The sequence below is a fragment of the Bifidobacterium sp. LH_512 genome (assembly GCF_056356435.1).
On the sequence record NZ_JBKEUE010000004.1, the window covers coordinates 20,569 to 38,624 of the forward strand.

An 18,056-nucleotide genomic window follows, 5' to 3' on the forward strand; every position below is an offset into this window, starting at 1 on the left:
CAAGTTTTGGAAGCGAGAGAACCGCGAGGGAACTCGAGCAAGGACGTATAAGAAGCGAACCTATCTGCAAAGGAGATATGTTATGGGACGCGCAGTTGGCATTGATCTTGGCACCACTAATTCCTGCATCGCAACTCTGGAAGGTGGCCAGCCCACCGTCATCGTGAACGCCGAAGGCGCTCGCACCACCCCGTCCGTCGTGGCTTTCAGCAAGTCCGGCGAAATCCTTGTCGGCGAAGTCGCCAAGCGTCAGGCCGTCACGAATGTCGACCGCACCATCAGCTCGGTCAAGCGCCACATGGGCACCGACTGGACCGTGGAAATCGACGGCAAGAAGTGGACCCCGCAGGAGATCTCCGCGCAGATTCTGATGAAGCTCAAGCGCGACGCCGAAGCCTATCTGGGCGAGCCGGTCACCGACGCGGTCATCACCTGCCCGGCCTACTTCAACGACGCACAGCGTCAGGCCACCAAGGACGCCGGCACCATCGCAGGCCTGAACGTCCTGCGTATCATCAACGAGCCGACCGCGGCAGCACTGGCCTATGGTCTCGAAAAGGGCAAGGAAGACGAACGCATCCTGGTCTTCGATCTGGGCGGCGGCACCTTCGACGTGTCCCTGCTGGAAATCGGCAAGGACGAAGATGGCTTCTCCACCATCCAGGTGCAGGCCACCAACGGCGACAACCGCTTGGGCGGTGACGACTGGGATCAGAAGATCATCGACTGGCTGGTCGGCGAAGTCAAGAACAAGTACGGCGTGGACCTGTCCAAGGACAAGATCGCCCTGCAGCGCCTGAAGGAAGCCGCCGAGCAAGCCAAGAAGGAGCTGAGCTCCTCCACCTCCACCTCCATTTCCATGCAGTACCTGGCCATGACCCCTGACGGCACCCCGGTGCACTTGGACGAAACCCTGACCCGTGCCCGCTTCGAGGAAATGACCTCCGACCTGCTGGGCCGCTGCCGCACCCCGTTCAACAACGTGCTGGCCGACGCTGGCATCTCCGTGTCCAACATCGACCACGTCGTGCTCGTCGGCGGCTCCACCCGTATGCCGGCCGTTAAGGAACTGGCCAAGGAACTGACCGGAGGCAAGGAACCGAACCAGTCCGTGAACCCGGATGAAGTCGTGGCCGTCGGCGCAGCCGTGCAGTCTGGCGTCATCAAGGGCGACCGTAAGGACGTGCTGCTGATTGACGTCACCCCGCTGAGCCTCGGCATCGAAACCAAGGGCGGCATCATGACCAAGCTGATCGACCGCAACACCGCCATCCCGACCAAGCGATCCGAAGTCTTCTCCACCGCGGAAGACAACCAGCCGTCCGTGCTCATCCAGGTCTACCAGGGCGAACGTGAATTCGCCCGCGACAACAAGCCGCTGGGCACCTTCGAACTGACCGGCATCGCCCCGGCGCCGCGCGGCATCCCGCAGATCGAAGTCACCTTCGACATCGACGCCAACGGCATCGTGCACGTTTCCGCCAAGGACAAGGGCACCGGCAAGGAACAGTCCATGACCATCACCGGTGGCTCGGGCCTGGGCAAGGATGAAATCGATCGCATGATCAAGGAAGCCGAAGCCCACGAAGCCGAAGACAAGAAGCGCAAGGAAGACGCGGAAACCCGCAACCAGGCCGAAGCCTTCGCCTATCAGACCGAAAAGCTCGTCAACGACAACAAGGACAAGCTCTCGGACGACGTGGCCAAGGAAGTCACCGACAAGGTCAACGAGCTCAAGGAAGCACTGAAGGGTGAAGACATCGAGAAGATCAAGACCGCTCAGAGCGAGCTGATGACCTCCGCCCAGAAGATCGGTCAGGCCCTCTACGCCCAGCAGGGCGCCGCCGACGCTGCAGGCGCCGCCGGTTCTTCCTCCGCCCAGTCCGACGACGATGTGGTTGACGCTGAAGTCGTGGACGACGACAAGGACAACAAGTAATCATGTCCGAGTTCAATAAGGACGAATATCTCAACGACCTGCCCGATATCGACGACCTCGTCAACGGGCAGGCCGGCTCCGCCGACGCAGCGGCCAACAATAATGCCGCCGCATCGGCCACGGATGCCGCCGATTCCGCTGAATCATCCGCAGAATCCGACTCCGCGAACGCAGCATCCGAAGCGGCCGACACCGCCGACGGCGCTGCCAATGGCGAAACCGCTGAATCCGACGACAACACGCTCACTCCGCTTGGACAAGCCAAAAAGGAGGCCGCCGAATATTTGGAGGCTCTGCAGCGTGAACGCGCCGAATTCATCAACTTCCGCAATCGCGCCGCCAAAGAGCAGGACCGCTTCCGCCAGCACGGCATCATCGACGTGCTGACCGCACTGCTGCCCGCCCTCGACGACATCGATCGCATCCGCGAACATTCCGAAATGGACGACTCGTTCAAAGCCGTCGCCGCAAAAATCGACAAAGCCTTCGAAAAATTCGGCGTTGAAAAATTCGGCGAAAAAGGCGAAGATTTTGACCCGACCAAGCATGACGCGATTTTGCACAAGCCGGATCCGGAAGCTGAAAAGGAAACGGTCGACACCGTGGTGGAAGCCGGCTATCGCATCGGCGACCGCGTGATTCGCGCCGCCCGCGTCGTCGTCGCATCCCCGCAAAACTAAATATTCCAAACACTGAAACTGAGCGGATGCCGGGTCGGCGCGGTCACAATGGCACATGTCGCCAAAGTGATGCAGCGCAACCCGGCATCATCAATAATGACAGCAAAAACTTTCACCAAACCTCGAAAGGAGGCACGGCATGGCTGAAAACGAATGGCTGAGCAAGGATTTCTACAAGGTCCTCGGTGTCTCCAAAGACGCCTCTGAGGCGGACATCACCAAGGCATATCGCAAGCTCGCCCGTAAATATCATCCTGATTTGAACAAAACCAAGGAAGCTGAAGAGAAATTCAAGGACATCTCCGAAGCATACGATGTGCTGAGCAGCAAGGAAACGCGTCAAAAATATGACGCCATCAGGCAGTTCGGCGCAGGTGGTGCGCGCTTCGCAGGCGGTGCCGGCGGATTCGACGCCTCCGGATTCTCCGATATTTTCGGATCCATGTTCGGCGGAGGCCCCGGCGTACGTTACACGACCAGCGGCGGGCCGACCAATCTCAACGACATCTTCTCCATGTTCGGCGGCGGCGCTGCTGGCCCGGCCGGTCATGCTGGCGGTGCATCGTATGGCGCATACGGTGCAGGCCAGCCATATGGCGGCGGCTACGCGTCGATGCCGCAACCGGAGAACGGCGAAGACCGCAATTCCAACATCAAACTGACTTTCCGACAGGCCATCAAAGGCGCAACCGTCTCGTTGAGCGCCGACGGCAAGAAATTCAAAACGCATATTCCGGCCGGTGTGAAGGACGGGCAGAAAATTCGTCTTGCCGGCAAAGGCAAGCCCGGAAGCAACGGCGGCAAAGCCGGCGACCTGTACTTGCATATCAGTGTCGCCGACGACCCGAAATTCACGATGCGCGACCATGATCTCGTCATGACGCTGCCGATCACCGTCGGCGAAGCCGTGAACGGCGCGAAAATCGAGGCACATGATTTCGACGGGCAGTCCGTCACGTTCAAGGTTCCCGCCGGCACATCCAGTGGCGACGAAGTGCGCGTAAGCGGCAAAGGCGTCACCGTTGGAGGACACGCCGGCGATCTGATCGGACGCATCGCCATCCGCGTGCCCGGCAAGCCGGGCCTTGGCCTGAAGCATGCCGCCAAGGAATTCGACAAGGCCAGCGGTGATTTCGCCGAACAAATCGCACAGGAGCGCTGACTGCGATGGCGCGTGTAGCACAGCAGATCAGGCAACTGTATGAAATGTGCGCCATGGCTATCGTGGCCGGTCGAGCCGATTTGGACGGCGCAGACGAAGTCGGATTCGACGTCGTCATGCCAGTCTTCACCGTCGGACGCGCCGCCGAATTGGCGGATATCCACCCGCAGACGCTGCGACAATACGACAGGCTCGGCCTCGTCGTGCCGCAGCGCACCGAAGGCGGTGCCCGTCGATACTCATTACGCGATATCGATCGTCTTTCCCAAGCGCAGCAGCTCAGCCAGGAAGGCATCAACCTTGCCGGCATCACGCGCATCCTGCAATTGGAAGAGGAGAACCGTGAACTGCGCCGCCAAAACGAGCGGCTACGCAAGCCCGAAGGCGCCAGCATCTTCGCTGCGGACGCCGACGGCGGCATCGTCGAAATCGAACAATCCCGCCGCGCCCGTATGTGGCGACGCCAACTGCGGTCGCAGGCGCGTGAACTGCCATCCGGTACAACCGGCACATATGACGGTGACTCGGACGATTCCAAATCCGTCGTATTGTGGCGCTGGTAGTTGGCTGCCGTAATTGGTGGGCGTAGTTGGTAGGCTTTGTAGCGATTGACCGCAAACGTGACGTAACCACGATGCGGCATCACGCGTGGGCTCATTTTTGGTGGCCCTTTGACGATTTTGAAAGGACCAGACATGCTGAAAGCCGTGTTTTGGGACATGGATGGCACCCTCATCGATTCCGAGCCGTATTGGCATGAATCCGAAATGCGCATCGCCAAAGCGCACGGCGGTTACTGGGATCTTGATTTGGCATGGCAGGGTTCGGGTACGCCTGTGCCCGACGTGGCGCGTCGCATGATCGAGCATGGCTGCCAGCTGTCCGTTGAAGAAATCGGCCAAGGCATGATCGACTACGTTGCGCAGGCTGAAGCCGCGCATATGCCGTGGGTCGACGGCGTTACCGATGTGCTGCATTCATTGGTCGAGGCGGGGATTCCCTCCGTGCTGGTGACCACGTCGCCGCGCCATTTGGCGCAAGGACTGATCGATCAGGCTCCTGAAGGCGCTTTTGCCGGTTTTATTTGCGGCGATGACGACGTGGAGAAGAAGCCGTCGCCGGAACCGTATCTGGCCGCGGCACGCATGCTTGGCATCGCGCCGGAAGACATGCGATATTGCATCGCCATTGAAGATTCGATAAGCGGCCTTACCTCCGCGGCGGCGTCCGGCGCCACCACACTTGCGCAGACCGCATATATCCAGACGGACAACTCCCACGGCCCGCAATTCGCGTCTATCCACGGCTATGACGGCATCACCGCCACCTCATTGGAGGAATACGTGCGCCGGCGTGTCGAGAAGTGATTACGTGTGAGGCACCCGAGATGCGGGAGCCCGGCAGAAACTCTGCAGAGCCCGGAGAAGACTAAAAATAAATAAAGAAGGCCTCCCGCGGTGGAATGTGAGCGGGAGGCCTCCAAGTGGAGCTGATGGTAATCGAAACCACGACCTCTTCGATGCGAACGAAGCGCTCTACCAACTGAGCTACAGCCCCTTGGAATGTTGTCTTGCTTCGCAGGACAACATCGGTTACTATAGTGCGACCCGTCCCCAAACGCAAATCGACGAGGTTCGCGTGTGCCGTCATTCTGCGTTTGACACGATGGATTCAGGAATGCCCGCGCCGGTTGGCTGCTTTTTCCCGAATTTTGCTTTGAACAGTCCGACGAAGGTGGGGATCAGGGAAACTACCAGAATGGCGATGATGACCAGTTCAAAATTGTCCTGCACCACCGGAATGCCACCGAAGAAATAGCCCAGCAGCGTGAACAGCGTCGACCAGCACAGGCCTCCCAACACCGAGAACGGTGTGAAACGCGCCCATCGCATGCCGGAAATGCCGGAAATGAATGGCATGAACGTGCGGATGAACGGGAAGAACCGTCCGAGAAATACGGCAAGCGGCCCCCATTTTTCAATCATCGCTTCGGTTTTGGCGATGCGATCGGGAGTCATTGCCTTGACCCTGCCGGATTCGATAATGCGACGTCCGAAGAAATGACCGATGAAATAATTGCATTGGTCGCCGATGATCGGTGCGGCCCATACGACAGGCAGCAGTACCTGTAGCGGCAGCGCAGACGTGCCGGTTGATGCGTCGGGTGCGGCGAAGAAGCCTGCTGCGAACAGCAATGAATCGCCCGGCAGGAACGGGAAGAATACAACACCGGTTTCAATGAACACGATCAGGAAAATAAGGCCAAGCGTCGGCGCCACACCCATGGCGATCCAGCCGGCAATCGCGGAGCGTGGATCTTTCAAAAGACCGATGATGAAATTGATGAAACCCATATTTGCGTACACTTCCCATGTATGGTGTCGTCGCCGTTCGAGGATGGGCGACCTGGTCTGCGTCGGAATCGTCTATAACCATAGCGTCGTACGACGATAACCCTTCATCCGTCTTTTTTCGCAGGGGCCGTTGCATGTGGCTTGATGCGCCGGACGGCTCCGTCTGGAGCGCATGATTTTCGGCGCCCCAGACGGGAAAGCATGCCGATATGGCTATTTCATTCCGCAGATGTCGTTGTCGGCCAACGCCGTCGTAGGCGTGAACCCTAGTAGATTGACGGCGCTCATGGGGGAAGTCCCGGATTCGGGGGGCTCCGCGAAGCTGGATGCGGATGCCGAAGAGTCCGTTCCGATGCCCGCCGCGCGCGAAGGCGTGGTTGAATTTGAATTCGCGACAGAGGCCGCCATGGCGGGTGGAATGGCGGACGGCACCGTCTCTCTGAAGGACGTGGCAGGTGCGTCGGGACCCTCCTCTTCGTCCGTGACCGCATGGGTCGCATAGTACATATTCGTATCAAGCTGCTTCTCGCTGGCCGCAACGATGACGGCGGTATTGGCCGCTCCGGACACATTCAGCGCGGTGCGGCCCATGTCGACAATCTGGGAGATCGGTTGCGTCAGCGCAATGAACGCCACAGGCAGTCCGGCGGCTGCGAACAGGGACGTCGCCGTGACGGTGGCGGTGCCGGGAACGCCTACGGTGCCAATGGAAACCAGCAGCGTCAGTGCGACCAGGAACGCGTACTGCCAGGGCGAATACTGCAATCCCTGTGCGTTCACGGCGAATACGGCCAACAGCATCGGCCATACGCCGGCGCATCCGGGCATACCCAGGTTGGCTCCGAGACTGGCGACGAACGATGCCACGTCACCGGGGACGCCGGCGCTGCGAAGCTGTTTGACGGTGACCGGAATAGTGCCGATGCTGCTCTCCGATGTGAACGCGACCACGCCAGCCGGCCAGTACGCTTTGAAGAACGGAATCGGATTCAGCCGTGCGACGGCCGCGAGGATGAGCGGCTGCGCGATGAACAATTGCAACGACATCGCGGCATAGGCGACGACAAGCACGAGCAGCAACGGCAGGAGAGAGGCGACGTCGCTTGCTGAGATGGCATCGGCGATCAGCGAGATGACGGCGTACGGGGTGAACCCGACGATGATCTGCGTCGCCTTCGACATGACGGTATTGCCGGAGTCGACGAACGCCTTGAACGGTTTGACTGTGTCGCGGCTGTTCTCCTGCGCTGCGACGGAGTTGTATGCGATGGCGATGAGCATCGCAAACAACACGACTGGCACGACTTGGTTCGATGCCCAGTTGCCGATCAGATTCGACGGGAACAAGCCGGTGATGGTGTCGATGATGCCGGGGACTTCGCGGGCTTCATAATCGGTCGGCAGTTCGTATTGGAATCCGTGTCCGACTCGGAAGAACATCGCCAAGGCCAGTGTGAGCAGGGAGGCTGTAAGCGTGTTCAACAGCAGCAGCGCAACCGTTTTGGCGGCGATGCCGCGAAGGCGAATGGACTCGCCGAGGTTGGTGATGCTGGCGATGACGCTGAAGAGCAGCAGCGGCACGACGACGGCGGATATGACTTGTGACCAGACCGTGCCGACGATGGCGATGTAGGTGGTATGGCCTTTTGCGATGATGCCGAGAATGACGCCAAGCGCGGTCGCGATGATGACGCGCGCTCCGAAACCGGCTTTATGCGTGCGCTTGAGCTGCCATAATGCGGCGAATATGATGATGGCGGCGGTGAGGGCCGCCCAGTCGAAGAGCTGTCCGGTGTCGGAAAGGGGAGTCATAAGGATCCTTGCGTTTCGAAGCTGTAATCTCCCTTGGAAGATTACGAAATTGGGGCTGTGCGGGCCGGAAAGCGTAAAGCCCTAGGGAGAAAAATTACATTTTGCGTGCGGCTTGGCTGTCTAAAACGTCGCAACGGTGCGGTTGTGACGTTTTGAATCAGGTTTTGCGGCTTTGTGATTTAGTGCTTGCGGTTTTTCATTGAGATTCTGAATTATTGCGATTGAGACGCAGTTGGAAAGCGCAAGAATGTACGGTGTTGAGCGCATATTCTGTTGAATGCTTGTTGAAAGCGTCGCAATGGCGCATTCAGACGACCGCGTGGAGCGGCGTCTTATCGACAACAACAACAGAACATAAACATCATGTGAGTCAGCGTAGCATACGAGGGTGGATGAGCTGACAGCCTATTTTCGATCATTCGGGCTATCAGCGTGATGATGCGTGACGTTCGCTGATAATGATCTGATGTTGATTCGCCCGTATACCGTTGGGATTCTGCGGTATTGCAGTGCCTGCGCATCATGTCGCACCGCATTCTGCCGATGCCGCGGCATGACGGCATTGTGTGCAATGTCACAATGCCACCGTTGCGCTAGTCCAGTATCAGCGTCGGTGCGAGCATTACGTGATCGTTGTCGGGGCTGCCTGCGTTGTGGGCGGGATTGGATGTTTCGGCATCGCCGTTGTCGTGACGTGTCCGCCGGTGCTGCGCGTCACGTTGGGCGAGTCGTTCCTGGACGATGCGGATGATTTCGTGTGCTGATGCCGCCAACGGTTGTTCGACGGTGAGCAGTCCGATTGACTGGGCCGCGGCGGAATTGTCGAATCCTGTTATGGTGATGCCGGTGTCCGCAGTGAGGGCGAATTGTGCGCCGACCGCGATGGTGTCGCTGACGCATACGATGGCGTCGAGGTCCGGTATGCGGCGCATGAGTTCGATACAAGCTTGTTGGCCGCCGCCGAACGTGTCGTTGGATTGCGCGCATAGAGCCCCGAGCTCGTCCTCCGTGGCCATCTTTGCGTTGAGCATGACCTCGCGCCAGCCTTCGTAACGGTCGTTGCCGGTGCCGGATACGCCGGCCCACCCTATGAACCCGATGCGTTTATTGCCCTGCAGAATGAGGAACCGCGTCATGTCCGCGATGCCTTGTCTGCCGTCCACATCGACCCAGGGGACGTTGGGGGCGTACATATCGGAAAGTCCCCATGGGCGGCCGAACAGCACGAATACTTGGTCGTGTTCGATGAGCCAGGCAAGGCGTGGGTCGTCGTGCGCGGTGTCGGTAAGAATGAAGGCGTCGACGTCGCCGCTTGCGGAGAGCGCGCCAAACTGGCGGATCTCGTCCTTGTAGTTGTTGGTTTTATACAGCATGACACGCATGCCTTGTGCGTCCGCTTCGGTCGCGAGGGCGTGCAGCAGTCTGTCGTATACCATGGAGCCCGTGACGGGGGCGATGCCGATTGCGATGATGTCGCTGCGCTGTTTGCGCAGCCTTCGTGCGGACGCGTTTGGCGTATATCCAAGGCGTTTGATTGATTCGGCGACGAGGGCGCGCGTCGCCGGTTTGACGATGCCGGGATTGTTGATGCAGTTCGAGACGGTCTGCGGTGAGACGCTGGCGTCCTTGGCGACGTCCTTGATGCTGACCATTTGTTCTCCTGTTCGGCGTGTTCTTTGCGTTTGCAAGGATAGACGATATCTCGTTTGACATGAATGTGTGTCTTGCTTTATTATATAACTACTTTTAGAACGTAAAAATTTTTGAGATGCGACACGGAAGTCGGTATTTCTTTGAAAGGAAATCGCTTCTTTATTGAAAAAGGGTAATGTCGATGCTCTTTTTTGTTGCATCAAATTAGAACGTTCAAAAAGAAAAAGGAATGGCATATGACAGGAAGGACTCGACGATGAGGAACAAGTTGTTTGTCGGCGCTGCCGCATCCGTTGCGTTGATGACCGCCTTGGCCGGATGCGGAGGCAGCGGATTCGATGATGACACGAACACCACTGCTGAAGGTGGACTGACCGATGACAGCTCACAGGAGCTGACTGTGCTGATCGGCTCTTCCGGTGACACGGAAACCGAAGCGGTCAAGAAGGCCGTGGCCGCTTGGAGCGAGCAGTCCGGACAGAAGGCCACCGTACAGGTCGCGAGTGATTTGACGCAGCAGCTGTCCCAGGGTTTTGCCGGCGGCGATCCGGCCGACGTGTTCTATCTTGCGCCGGAGCTGCTGGCCGGCTACGCTTCGAACGGTTCTCTGCTCGCGTACGGCGATGAGCTGGAGAACAAGGATGATTTTTACGATAACCTGCTGCAGACCTTTACTTACGATGGCAAGCTGTATGCAGCCCCGAAAGATGTATCCACATTGCAGCTCGTCATCAACACCGACATGTGGACTGAAGCGGGGTTGACCGATGCCGATTACCCGACTACATGGGACGAGCTGGCCGATGTCGCGGCGAAACTGACCACTGATGATCATGTGGGATTGACATTCAGTGGCGAATACGCACGTATCGGTGTGTTCATGAAGCAGGCGGGCGGCGGTCTGGTCAGCGATGACGGCACCACGGCCATTGCTAATGACGACGCGTCCGTCGCCGGTCTGGAAGAGGTCAAGACCCTGCTTGACAGCGGCAACGCCGCCTACGCTGCTGACCTTGGCACCGGCTGGGGAGGCGAAGCGTTCGGTTCGGGCAAGGCCGCCATGGCAATTGAAGGCAACTGGCTCACCGGTAGCATGTCCGCCGATTATCCGGATATCAGTTATAAGGTCGTGGAACTGCCGGCCGGCCCCGCAGGCAAGGGCACGCTGCACTTCACCAACGGCTGGGGCATCGCTGCGGATAGCCCGAACCAAAAGGGCGCCGTCGACCTGGTGGAATATCTGACCAGTGATGATGTGGTGATGGATTTCGCTCGTGCGTTCGGCATCATGCCAGCCACGACGTCGCTTGCGGACACTTGGAAGAACGAGTTCCCGGAGCTGAGCGCGTTCATGGACGGTCTGGATTACTCGGTCACCGTACCGACCGCCAAGGGCGCATCCGACGTCATCTCCGATCTCAATGCGCAGCTTGAAAGCCTGAAGGATTCCGACGCGAAGTCGATTCTGGACAAGACCCAGACGAATCTGGAAGCCATCCTGTAATAGCCAGTTTGTGCTGAGCGGGCGCCCGCGCTGATTCCTCCGTGGATGTGCGGGCACCCCTTATGACGGCATATCGCCGTGTTGAAGTGTTCGGTGGAGGGACATGAGGCAATGAAACAGCCAGTATTCGGTAAAAAGTCAAACAAAGGGAAGCAATCCCGAGCAACACAGCGCATCAATCGTCGTGGAGAAGAGATCTCTGGCTGGCTGTTCTGTCTGCCGATGATTGTCATCCTTGGCGTGTTCCTGTTTGTTCCGATCGTTATGGCCTTGTGGGTCAGCGTTTCCGATTGGACAGGCCGCGGCAATCCATTTGGCGGCGGCGTGAATTTCGTCGGCCTGCAGAATTATGAAGAGGTGCTGACGACCCCGGGCCTTGCCCAGAGCGATTTCGGCACGGCGTTGCGCAACAACGCGTGGTACACGCTGTTGGTCATCCCGCTGCAGACCCTTATCAGCCTGCTGTTGGCGGTGCTGCTTAACCGTAGGATCCTCAAGGCCCGCGGCTTCTTCCGTACTGCATTCTATTTTCCTTCCGTTACCAGTTCCGTGGCCATCACCGTGCTGTGGCTGTTCTTGTTCAATGCTTCCGGCAGCATCAACGCGGTCCTGGGCTGGTTCGGAATCAACGGGCCCAATTGGTTCAACGATCCACGTGGGCTGATCCACATCCTCCTCTCTCGCTTCGGCATCGATAACGGTCCTGCGGCGCTTACCGACCACGGTTTCCTGGGCGTGAGCTGGTGGGACTGGCTCGCAGGCCCGTCCGTCGCCATGTTCGCCATCATCCTGATGGTCATCTTCACCACGTCGGGCACATTCATGCTGATGTTCATCGCCGCTCTGCAAAGCATCGGTGAGGCGACCGAGGAGGCGGCCATCATGGACGGAGCCTCCGCATGGCAGCGTTTATGGAAGATCACTGTGCCGCAGCTCAAGCCCACCATCTTCACCGTGATCACTTTGGGCATCATCGGTACGTGGCAGGTGTTCGACCAAATCTACACGGGCACGCAAGGCTCTCCAGCAAAGACGACGCTCACACCGGCCTACCTGTCGTATAGTTCCGCTTTCAACAGCCAGGAATGGGGGCGCGGCGCGGCCATCTCGTTCATTCTGTTCTTCATCATCATCGTTATGACTTGGGCGCAGCGTCGCATCATGGCGGACAAGAAGATGTCTCGTCGCCGTCGTGCCGAATACGACGCCATGAAAGCGGAGGCCCATGCGATGACCCGCGAAGAAGTCATGTCGCTCGGCAGCCGTCATGCGAATAACGGTTACGCGAATTCGAAGGAGGTAATCTCATGAGCGCAACAACAGGGGAACGTATCCGCCGTAGCGGCGAGCCGTGGTATAAGCGTCTGATCCATAGCGGCGTCATCTTCTACATTCTGCTGATTGCATTGGCGGCGATTTACATCATGCCGTTCATCATCCAGATCGCGACGTCATTCAAAACCGACGCCGACGCCACGGCGAATCCGGTATCGTTGATTCCGGAAAACTGGACGACGGCCGCCTATCGGAAGCTGTTCCTTAATTCCGATTTTCCGGTGTGGTTCAAGAATTCGGTGATCGTTACCGTCGTGGTCACGCTCGGTCGAGTCTTCTTCGATTCCTTGGCGGGCTATGCGTTGTCCCGTCTGAACTTCCGCGGGCGCAATTTCGTGTTCGCCGTGCTGGTCGCCGTGATGAGCGTGCCGGGCGTCGTTCTGCTGATCCCGAAGTTCCTCATTATCAAGACTTTAGGCATCTACGACAGCTACGCGGGTATGATCCTGCCGCTGCTTATCGACGCCTCCGGTGTGTTCATCATGAAGAATTTCTTCGAGTCCATCCCGCGTTCCGTGGAAGAGCAAGCGATGATCGACCGTGCCGGCACCTTCCGTATTTTCTGGTCCATTGTGTTGCCGATGGCGCGTCCCGCGATTGTGACGATTTCGATTCTGTCGTTCCAGGGTTCGTGGAACGAATTGAGCCATTTCATCGTCTCCACGCAGTCGACGGAACTGACCACTCTGACCAAGGGCGTCGCATCGCTGGCGTCCGGCCAGTTGTCGCAAGGCAATCAGTATCCGGTCAAGCTTGCCGCCGCCGTGGTGATGACCATACCGGTCGCCATTTTGTTCTTCATCTTCCAGAAGAGAATCATGAATAGCTCTGAAGGTTCCGTCAAGGAGTAGCGGAGCGATGGATGCGGCCGGCCGTGGTCTTCGCGCGCGGTCCCGGTGCGCATCATCGGGCGTATGCATACGAGATATGCGTGTAACGAATATCAGATAACAACAACACAATGGAGTAGTTATGACCACCAACACAACGTTTTGGCGTAATCGTCAGCCGTGGATGCATGACATGAAGGCGCTGGTTCTGGCTCCTGCACAACTGTGGTGCAATGCGGACGGCACGATGGACGGCACTTCATCGCATGCAGGCGCTCCGTCCATCGGCGGATTCTATGTGGGTGACACTCGCATCCTGTCCGCGCTGACTCTGACGGTCAACGGCGAGACGCCCACCCCGCTTTCCTGGAGCACCCCCGCCAAAGGCGTTAGCGTCACGGCATTGAGCATCCGCAACATCGAAGGGCCTGTGGTCGACCCGCAGGTGAGGCTTGAAGAACATCGTGAAGTGCTCGCGGACGGGCTGATCGAGCGTTTTGCCATCACCAGCGCCCTGACGGAAGCGTGCGACATTGAGCTGTCCGCGACCTTGCGCTTCGACATGTCCACCATGCAGGAAGTGAAGGGCGGCGCCGAATCGGCGGCGATGCAGGAGGGGGCGGTCTGTCTGACCGCCTGTGAGGATGGTTTTGAAGCCATGTATAACGGCATCGTGGTGGATGTCGATGCGTCGGTGGGAGACGCAAAAGCGTCACAGGTATGCATCGACGGCGTTGAAGCCATGCTGACCTGGCGTGTTCAGGTGCCGGCGCGCGGCGGTGTTGAAGCTGGCCTGCGCATGGCGGTGCAGGTTCCCCGCACGGCTGTCCAGGCCGCCTCTTCGCGAAGCGATTGGGATGATGTGCGTGTGCATGCTGCGGATTACCGCGTCGAATCCTGGGCAAACATGTCATTGCGCGATCTTGACGGCCTGCGCATGGCCATACCGGCCCTTCCGGATGATGAGTTTTTCGCCGCAGGCGCACCATGGTTCTTTACCCTGTTCGGGCGCGACTCCATCTGGGCCGCGCGTTTCATGCTGCCGCTCACCACGCGTACGGCCATGGGCACCCTGCGCACTTTGGCGCATTTCCAGGCCGTGGAAAGCGATCCGGAGACCAACGCCGATCCGGGCAAAATAATGCACGAGCTGCGTGCCGAACCGCTTGTGTCCACCGGTGCGTTCGCTGAAGACCATATGGCGCTGCCTCCGCTGTATTACGGCACGATTGATGCGACGCCGCTGTGGATCATACTGCTCGCCGACGCGCTGCGCTGGGGCGCCGACGAGGCGGAAGTCGAAGCGCTGCTGCCCAATCTGGAAGCCGCCCTCGCGTGGCTGCGTGATTACGGTGATTGCGATGGCGATGGATTCCTGGAATATATCGATCGTACCGGTCGCGGCCTGAGCAATCAGGGTTGGAAGGATTCCGGCGATTCCGTGCGCTGGAACGACGGTGCCATTGCGCAAGGGCCGATTGCGCTGTGCGAGGTGCAAGGCTATGCGTATCAGGCCGCCATGGACGGTGCCGATTTGCTGGAACGCTTCGGACGTCCCGGCGCTGACGAATGGCGCGCCTGGGCCGCTTCGTTGAAGGCTCGTTTCAATGAGTCCTTCTGGGTGGATGACGGCAAGGGCCGCTATCCGGCCATCGCGTTGGATGCGGACAAGAAGCCCGTCGACTCCCTGACCAGCAATATCGGTCATCTGCTGGGCACCGGCATTTTGGACGAGGACGGCGTTCGCGATGTCGTGACCCGACTGATGGGCGATGACATGCTTAGCGGCTATGGTGTGCGCACAATGAGCAGCGAAGCGGGCGGCTATTGGCCGCAGAGCTATCACTGCGGTTCCGTGTGGGCGCACGACAGCGCGATCGTGATGCGTGGCCTGTACGCGGAAGGCTATGTGGACGAAGCGCTGCATGTCGCCGAAGGTCTGGTAAGCGCCGCCGCCGCGTTCGGATTCCAGATTCCGGAACTGTATTCCGGAGACAGTGCCGATTCCGCTGCGGGAGTTCCGGTGGCGTATCCGGCCGCATGCCATCCGCAAGCGTGGTCGGCCGCGTCGTCGGTGGCCGTGCTGTCGGTGCTGATGGGACTGCATCCGGATGGCGCTGCGTCGCCAATCGCATCACCGTTGGCACGCGACTTGCGTATCGAACGGCGGCGGTGATCTTCCCGCATGTCGTTCGATGCCGTCTGACCTGACTGTGCCGGATCCGACTGATGGGGAAACGTATTGCCGTCGTCGGCGGTTCGACTGATAGACGTGGCCGGCCCCGTTGCCTGTGAACCTGTTCCCAAGGCAACGGGGCCGGCCATATTCCGAGGGATGATCGTCCTCCTCTGCGCAGGGATATGTAGAGAATGCGGGCATATAATGCAGTCGGCACAACGAAAATCCGATGCCGTTGTCCGATGCCGTACTCACTGTCGCGACGGTGTCGTGCAATGCATTCACTGGAGAATAGCGAGGCAATCATGAGTCATGAAATTCGTACGATCGCCAATATCGGTTCCGGGACCATGGGACACGCCACCGCATTGCTGTTCGCGATGGCCGGCTATCCGGTTCATCTGATTGACCAGAGCGACGAAGCGCTGGCGTCCGGCATGGAGCGTATCCGTGAGGATGTGCAGGAGATGGCCGATTATGGATTGCTGCGTGACGGCGATACGGTCGAAGACGTGATCTCCCGCATTACGACGCATGTCGAGTATGCGGATGGTGTCGCGGATGCCGATTTCATCATTGAATCGATTGTCGAAAAGCTGGACGTGAAACAGTCCGTCTGGCGTAAGGTCGAGCAATTTGCGCCAAAGGATGCGATTTTCGCCACGAATACTTCCGGATTGAGCCCGACGGCCATTCAGTCCGTGTTGGAGCGTCCCGAACGATTCGTGGTCGCGCATTTTTGGAATCCGGCGCATCTGATGCCGCTGGTCGAGGTGGTGCCGGGGCGTGACACCGCTCAGGCTGTGGTGGATGGGACCTTTGATTTAATGACGGCCATCGGCAAGAAGCCGGCGAAGCTGCAGCGTGAATCCTTGGGATTCGTCGGCAACCGCATGCAGCTGGCGTTGCTGCGTGAGGCGTTCCATATCGTCGAGGAGGGCATAGCCGATGCCTCCACGGTGGATGATGTGGTCAAATACAGTCTGGGACGTCGCTGGAATCTGGTCGGTCCGATCGCCAGCGCCGACTTGGGCGGTCTGGACACCTTCTACAACATCAGTACGTATCTGTTTGAGGATACCGATAACGGTATGAAACCGAACAGGCTTCTGGAGGCCAAGGTCAAGAGCGGAGAACTGGGGGCAAAGACGGGACGTGGATTTTTCTCCTGGCAGGGTGAGTCGGGACGCCGTGTGATTGAAAAGCGGGATAAGGCATTGATGGCCGCGCTGGTGGAGGATCATAAGGGCGAGAACTGAGCCGCCGTACGGCGTGAGCAACCCCTTTTATTTGGGGATGCGTCACGCCCCGCATCGTCGTGGTGTCGGTCCGATGCCGTCGGCATGACGATGACCGTTGTCCCGACGACGATGTCGGTGTATGTCCGGATGGTGCATCCGACCATTGGCGAGACACAGTACATGCCTTGCGCCTTGGATTGATGTTTTCCGGATGATGTGATAATGAAGGGGCATCGAGAAGGAACATCGGTCAAAGGAGTGTATTGGGGATGCAGGGCGTGAACGATCAACCCCATCGTAAACGTGTGACATTGCAGCAGGTCGCCGATGCTGCGGGCGTGTCCCGTTCGGCGGCCTCTTTCGCGTTGACGGGGCGGACTGACCAGCGCATCGCCAAGACCACGGTCAGGCGGATTCGTGAGGCGGCCGAGAGGCTGGGGTATCGGCCGAACCAGACGGCCAAGACCTTGCGTACGGGAACTTCGGGAACGGTCGGCCTGATTTCCGATTTCATCGGCACGTCGTCTCATGCCAATTCCCTGGTGCGCGGTGCTTTGGAAGAGCTGCAGAAAAGGAATCTGCTGTTGTTCGCAGTGGATACCCAAGGTGACTCGGACATGGAGAAGAAGGCATTGCGGGCGCTGCTCGATCGGCAGGTGGACGGTATCCTGTACGCTTCCATGTTCACTCGTGAAGTGGAGGCGCCTGAAATGCTGCAAGGCGTTCCGATTGTATTGCTGAATTGTCTTGACCCGTCCCGGCCCTCGGTGCCGTGCATTGTGCCCGACGAATACGAGGCCGGATGCTCTGCGGCCCGGCTGCTTGTGGAGGCCGGGCATCGGGACATCGCCTTCGCCGGGCGGTTCCCCGTCGGCATGACCGGCGGCGCACAGTGGCGGTCATGGCGCCCTTGGGCGTTGCAGCAGCGTCTCGACGGTATTGTTCGGACGCTGGCCGAATCCGGATTGCGTTTGACCCGTCAATATGAGTCTTCCGATTGGGAAGTCGAATCAGGTAGGCGTCTTGCCGAGGAGATGCTACGGGAGGCGTTGCCTTCGGCGCTGATTTGCGTCAACGACGCCATGGCTTTCGGCGTCGTTCAGACATTGCGGAACCATGGGGTCCGTGTGCCGGAGGATATATCCGTCGTCGGATTTGACGGCAGCGAGTGGGCGGGGGCCTGCGAACCTGAATTGGCAACGGTCTGCCTGCCGCAAGAAGAAATGGGGCGGCTCGCGGTGTCTTCTTTGTTGGGTGGTATGTCTTCCGGTGTGACGAAGGTGCCGATGCCGGTGCGTAAGGGTGCAAGCGTGGCCCCTGTGCGCGTGTGAATGCTCTTCCTCGGTAGTCATCGTCTCCGCTATGAA

General features: G+C 58.9%; 14 protein-coding genes and 1 tRNA gene. 11 read left to right on the forward strand and 4 right to left on the reverse strand.

Translation table 11 applies throughout. The annotated features are described in order from the left end of the window. Window positions 1-82 precede the first annotated feature (82 nt). From dnaK to AC1AWD_RS07750, 5 genes are all read left to right on the forward strand, one after another. Window positions 83-1,939, forward strand: coding sequence for a molecular chaperone DnaK (gene dnaK / locus AC1AWD_RS07730; protein ID WP_476565305.1), 1,857 nt, complete (start codon window positions 83-85; stop codon window positions 1,937-1,939). Between the two features lie 2 nt (window positions 1,940-1,941). Further along, entirely contained in the window at window positions 1,942-2,619 is a 678-nt protein-coding gene (gene grpE / locus AC1AWD_RS07735) for a nucleotide exchange factor GrpE (RefSeq protein WP_476565307.1), read from the forward strand. Between the two features lie 139 nt (window positions 2,620-2,758). After that, window positions 2,759-3,781, forward strand: coding sequence for a DnaJ C-terminal domain-containing protein (locus tag AC1AWD_RS07740; RefSeq protein ID WP_476565309.1), 1,023 nt, complete (start codon window positions 2,759-2,761; stop codon window positions 3,779-3,781). Between the two features lie 5 nt (window positions 3,782-3,786). Beyond that, window positions 3,787-4,344: a heat shock protein transcriptional repressor HspR gene (locus tag AC1AWD_RS07745; protein ID WP_476565311.1), complete on the forward strand. Its 558-nt coding sequence runs from the start codon at window positions 3,787-3,789 to the stop codon at window positions 4,342-4,344. Between the two features lie 132 nt (window positions 4,345-4,476). Then, a complete protein-coding gene (locus AC1AWD_RS07750) occupies window positions 4,477-5,148 on the forward strand; it encodes an HAD family hydrolase (protein WP_476565312.1) in 672 nt (223 codons plus the stop codon). 117 nt (window positions 5,149-5,265) lie between these two features. Here AC1AWD_RS07750 and AC1AWD_RS07755 read toward each other — a convergent pair. The 4 genes from AC1AWD_RS07755 to AC1AWD_RS07770 form a co-directional block, all read right to left on the reverse strand. Further along, window positions 5,266-5,338: transfer RNA gene (locus AC1AWD_RS07755), tRNA-Ala, on the reverse strand. Between the two features lie 89 nt (window positions 5,339-5,427). After that, a complete protein-coding gene (locus AC1AWD_RS07760; protein ID WP_476565314.1) occupies window positions 5,428-6,135 on the reverse strand; it encodes a DedA family protein in 708 nt (235 codons plus the stop codon). Window positions 6,136-6,348: 213 nt separating this feature from the next. After that, window positions 6,349-7,947, reverse strand: coding sequence for a dicarboxylate/amino acid:cation symporter (locus tag AC1AWD_RS07765; RefSeq protein ID WP_476565316.1), 1,599 nt, complete (start codon window positions 7,945-7,947; stop codon window positions 6,349-6,351). A 593-nt stretch (window positions 7,948-8,540) separates the two neighbouring features. Beyond that, on the reverse strand, window positions 8,541-9,599 hold the full coding sequence (locus tag AC1AWD_RS07770; protein ID WP_476565318.1) for a LacI family DNA-binding transcriptional regulator: 1,059 nt from the start codon (window positions 9,597-9,599) through the stop codon (window positions 8,541-8,543). Window positions 9,600-9,856: 257 nt separating this feature from the next. Between AC1AWD_RS07770 and AC1AWD_RS07775 the strand changes: the two genes are divergently transcribed. The 6 genes from AC1AWD_RS07775 to AC1AWD_RS07800 all read left to right on the forward strand — a co-directional run bounded on the left by AC1AWD_RS07775 (window position 9,857) and on the right by AC1AWD_RS07800 (window position 18,020). Then, window positions 9,857-11,104: a sugar ABC transporter substrate-binding protein gene (locus AC1AWD_RS07775; protein WP_476565320.1), complete on the forward strand. Its 1,248-nt coding sequence runs from the start codon at window positions 9,857-9,859 to the stop codon at window positions 11,102-11,104. Between the two features lie 111 nt (window positions 11,105-11,215). Continuing rightward, window positions 11,216-12,415 carry a carbohydrate ABC transporter permease gene (locus AC1AWD_RS07780; RefSeq protein ID WP_476565322.1) on the forward strand — a complete coding sequence of 400 codons (1,200 nt, stop codon included), beginning with the start codon at window positions 11,216-11,218 and terminating at the stop codon, window positions 12,413-12,415. Next, window positions 12,412-13,290: a carbohydrate ABC transporter permease gene (locus AC1AWD_RS07785; RefSeq protein ID WP_476565324.1), complete on the forward strand. Its 879-nt coding sequence runs from the start codon at window positions 12,412-12,414 to the stop codon at window positions 13,288-13,290. The genes AC1AWD_RS07780 and AC1AWD_RS07785 overlap by 4 nt, the downstream gene beginning before the upstream one ends. Window positions 13,291-13,411: 121 nt before the next feature. Further along, window positions 13,412-15,445 carry a glycogen debranching N-terminal domain-containing protein gene (locus tag AC1AWD_RS07790; RefSeq protein WP_476565326.1) on the forward strand — a complete coding sequence of 678 codons (2,034 nt, stop codon included), beginning with the start codon at window positions 13,412-13,414 and terminating at the stop codon, window positions 15,443-15,445. Between the two features lie 308 nt (window positions 15,446-15,753). After that, window positions 15,754-16,707 (forward strand): 3-hydroxyacyl-CoA dehydrogenase family protein, encoded by a 954-nt coding sequence (locus AC1AWD_RS07795; RefSeq protein ID WP_476565327.1) that lies wholly within the window; start codon window positions 15,754-15,756, stop codon window positions 16,705-16,707. 251 nt (window positions 16,708-16,958) lie between these two features. Next, a complete protein-coding gene (locus tag AC1AWD_RS07800; RefSeq protein WP_476565329.1) occupies window positions 16,959-18,020 on the forward strand; it encodes a LacI family DNA-binding transcriptional regulator in 1,062 nt (353 codons plus the stop codon). Window positions 18,021-18,056: the final 36 nt, after the last annotated feature.

Bases quoted from the DNA above. Each gene is read 5' to 3' on its own strand.
- dnaK (WP_476565305.1), top strand. From the start codon at position 83: ATGGGACGCGCAGTTGGCATTGATCTTGGCACCACTAATTCCTGCATC.
- grpE (WP_476565307.1), top strand. From the start codon at position 1,942: ATGTCCGAGTTCAATAAGGACGAATATCTCAACGACCTGCCCGATATC.
- AC1AWD_RS07740 (WP_476565309.1), top strand. From the start codon at position 2,759: ATGGCTGAAAACGAATGGCTGAGCAAGGATTTCTACAAGGTCCTCGGT.
- AC1AWD_RS07745 (WP_476565311.1), top strand. From the start codon at position 3,787: ATGGCGCGTGTAGCACAGCAGATCAGGCAACTGTATGAAATGTGCGCC.
- AC1AWD_RS07750 (WP_476565312.1), top strand. From the start codon at position 4,477: ATGCTGAAAGCCGTGTTTTGGGACATGGATGGCACCCTCATCGATTCC.
- AC1AWD_RS07760 (WP_476565314.1), bottom strand. From the start codon at position 6,135: ATGGGTTTCATCAATTTCATCATCGGTCTTTTGAAAGATCCACGCTCC.
- AC1AWD_RS07765 (WP_476565316.1), bottom strand. From the start codon at position 7,947: ATGACTCCCCTTTCCGACACCGGACAGCTCTTCGACTGGGCGGCCCTC.
- AC1AWD_RS07770 (WP_476565318.1), bottom strand. From the start codon at position 9,599: ATGGTCAGCATCAAGGACGTCGCCAAGGACGCCAGCGTCTCACCGCAG.
- AC1AWD_RS07775 (WP_476565320.1), top strand. From the start codon at position 9,857: ATGAGGAACAAGTTGTTTGTCGGCGCTGCCGCATCCGTTGCGTTGATG.
- AC1AWD_RS07780 (WP_476565322.1), top strand. From the start codon at position 11,216: ATGAAACAGCCAGTATTCGGTAAAAAGTCAAACAAAGGGAAGCAATCC.
- AC1AWD_RS07785 (WP_476565324.1), top strand. From the start codon at position 12,412: ATGAGCGCAACAACAGGGGAACGTATCCGCCGTAGCGGCGAGCCGTGG.
- AC1AWD_RS07790 (WP_476565326.1), top strand. From the start codon at position 13,412: ATGACCACCAACACAACGTTTTGGCGTAATCGTCAGCCGTGGATGCAT.
- AC1AWD_RS07795 (WP_476565327.1), top strand. From the start codon at position 15,754: ATGAGTCATGAAATTCGTACGATCGCCAATATCGGTTCCGGGACCATG.
- AC1AWD_RS07800 (WP_476565329.1), top strand. From the start codon at position 16,959: ATGCAGGGCGTGAACGATCAACCCCATCGTAAACGTGTGACATTGCAG.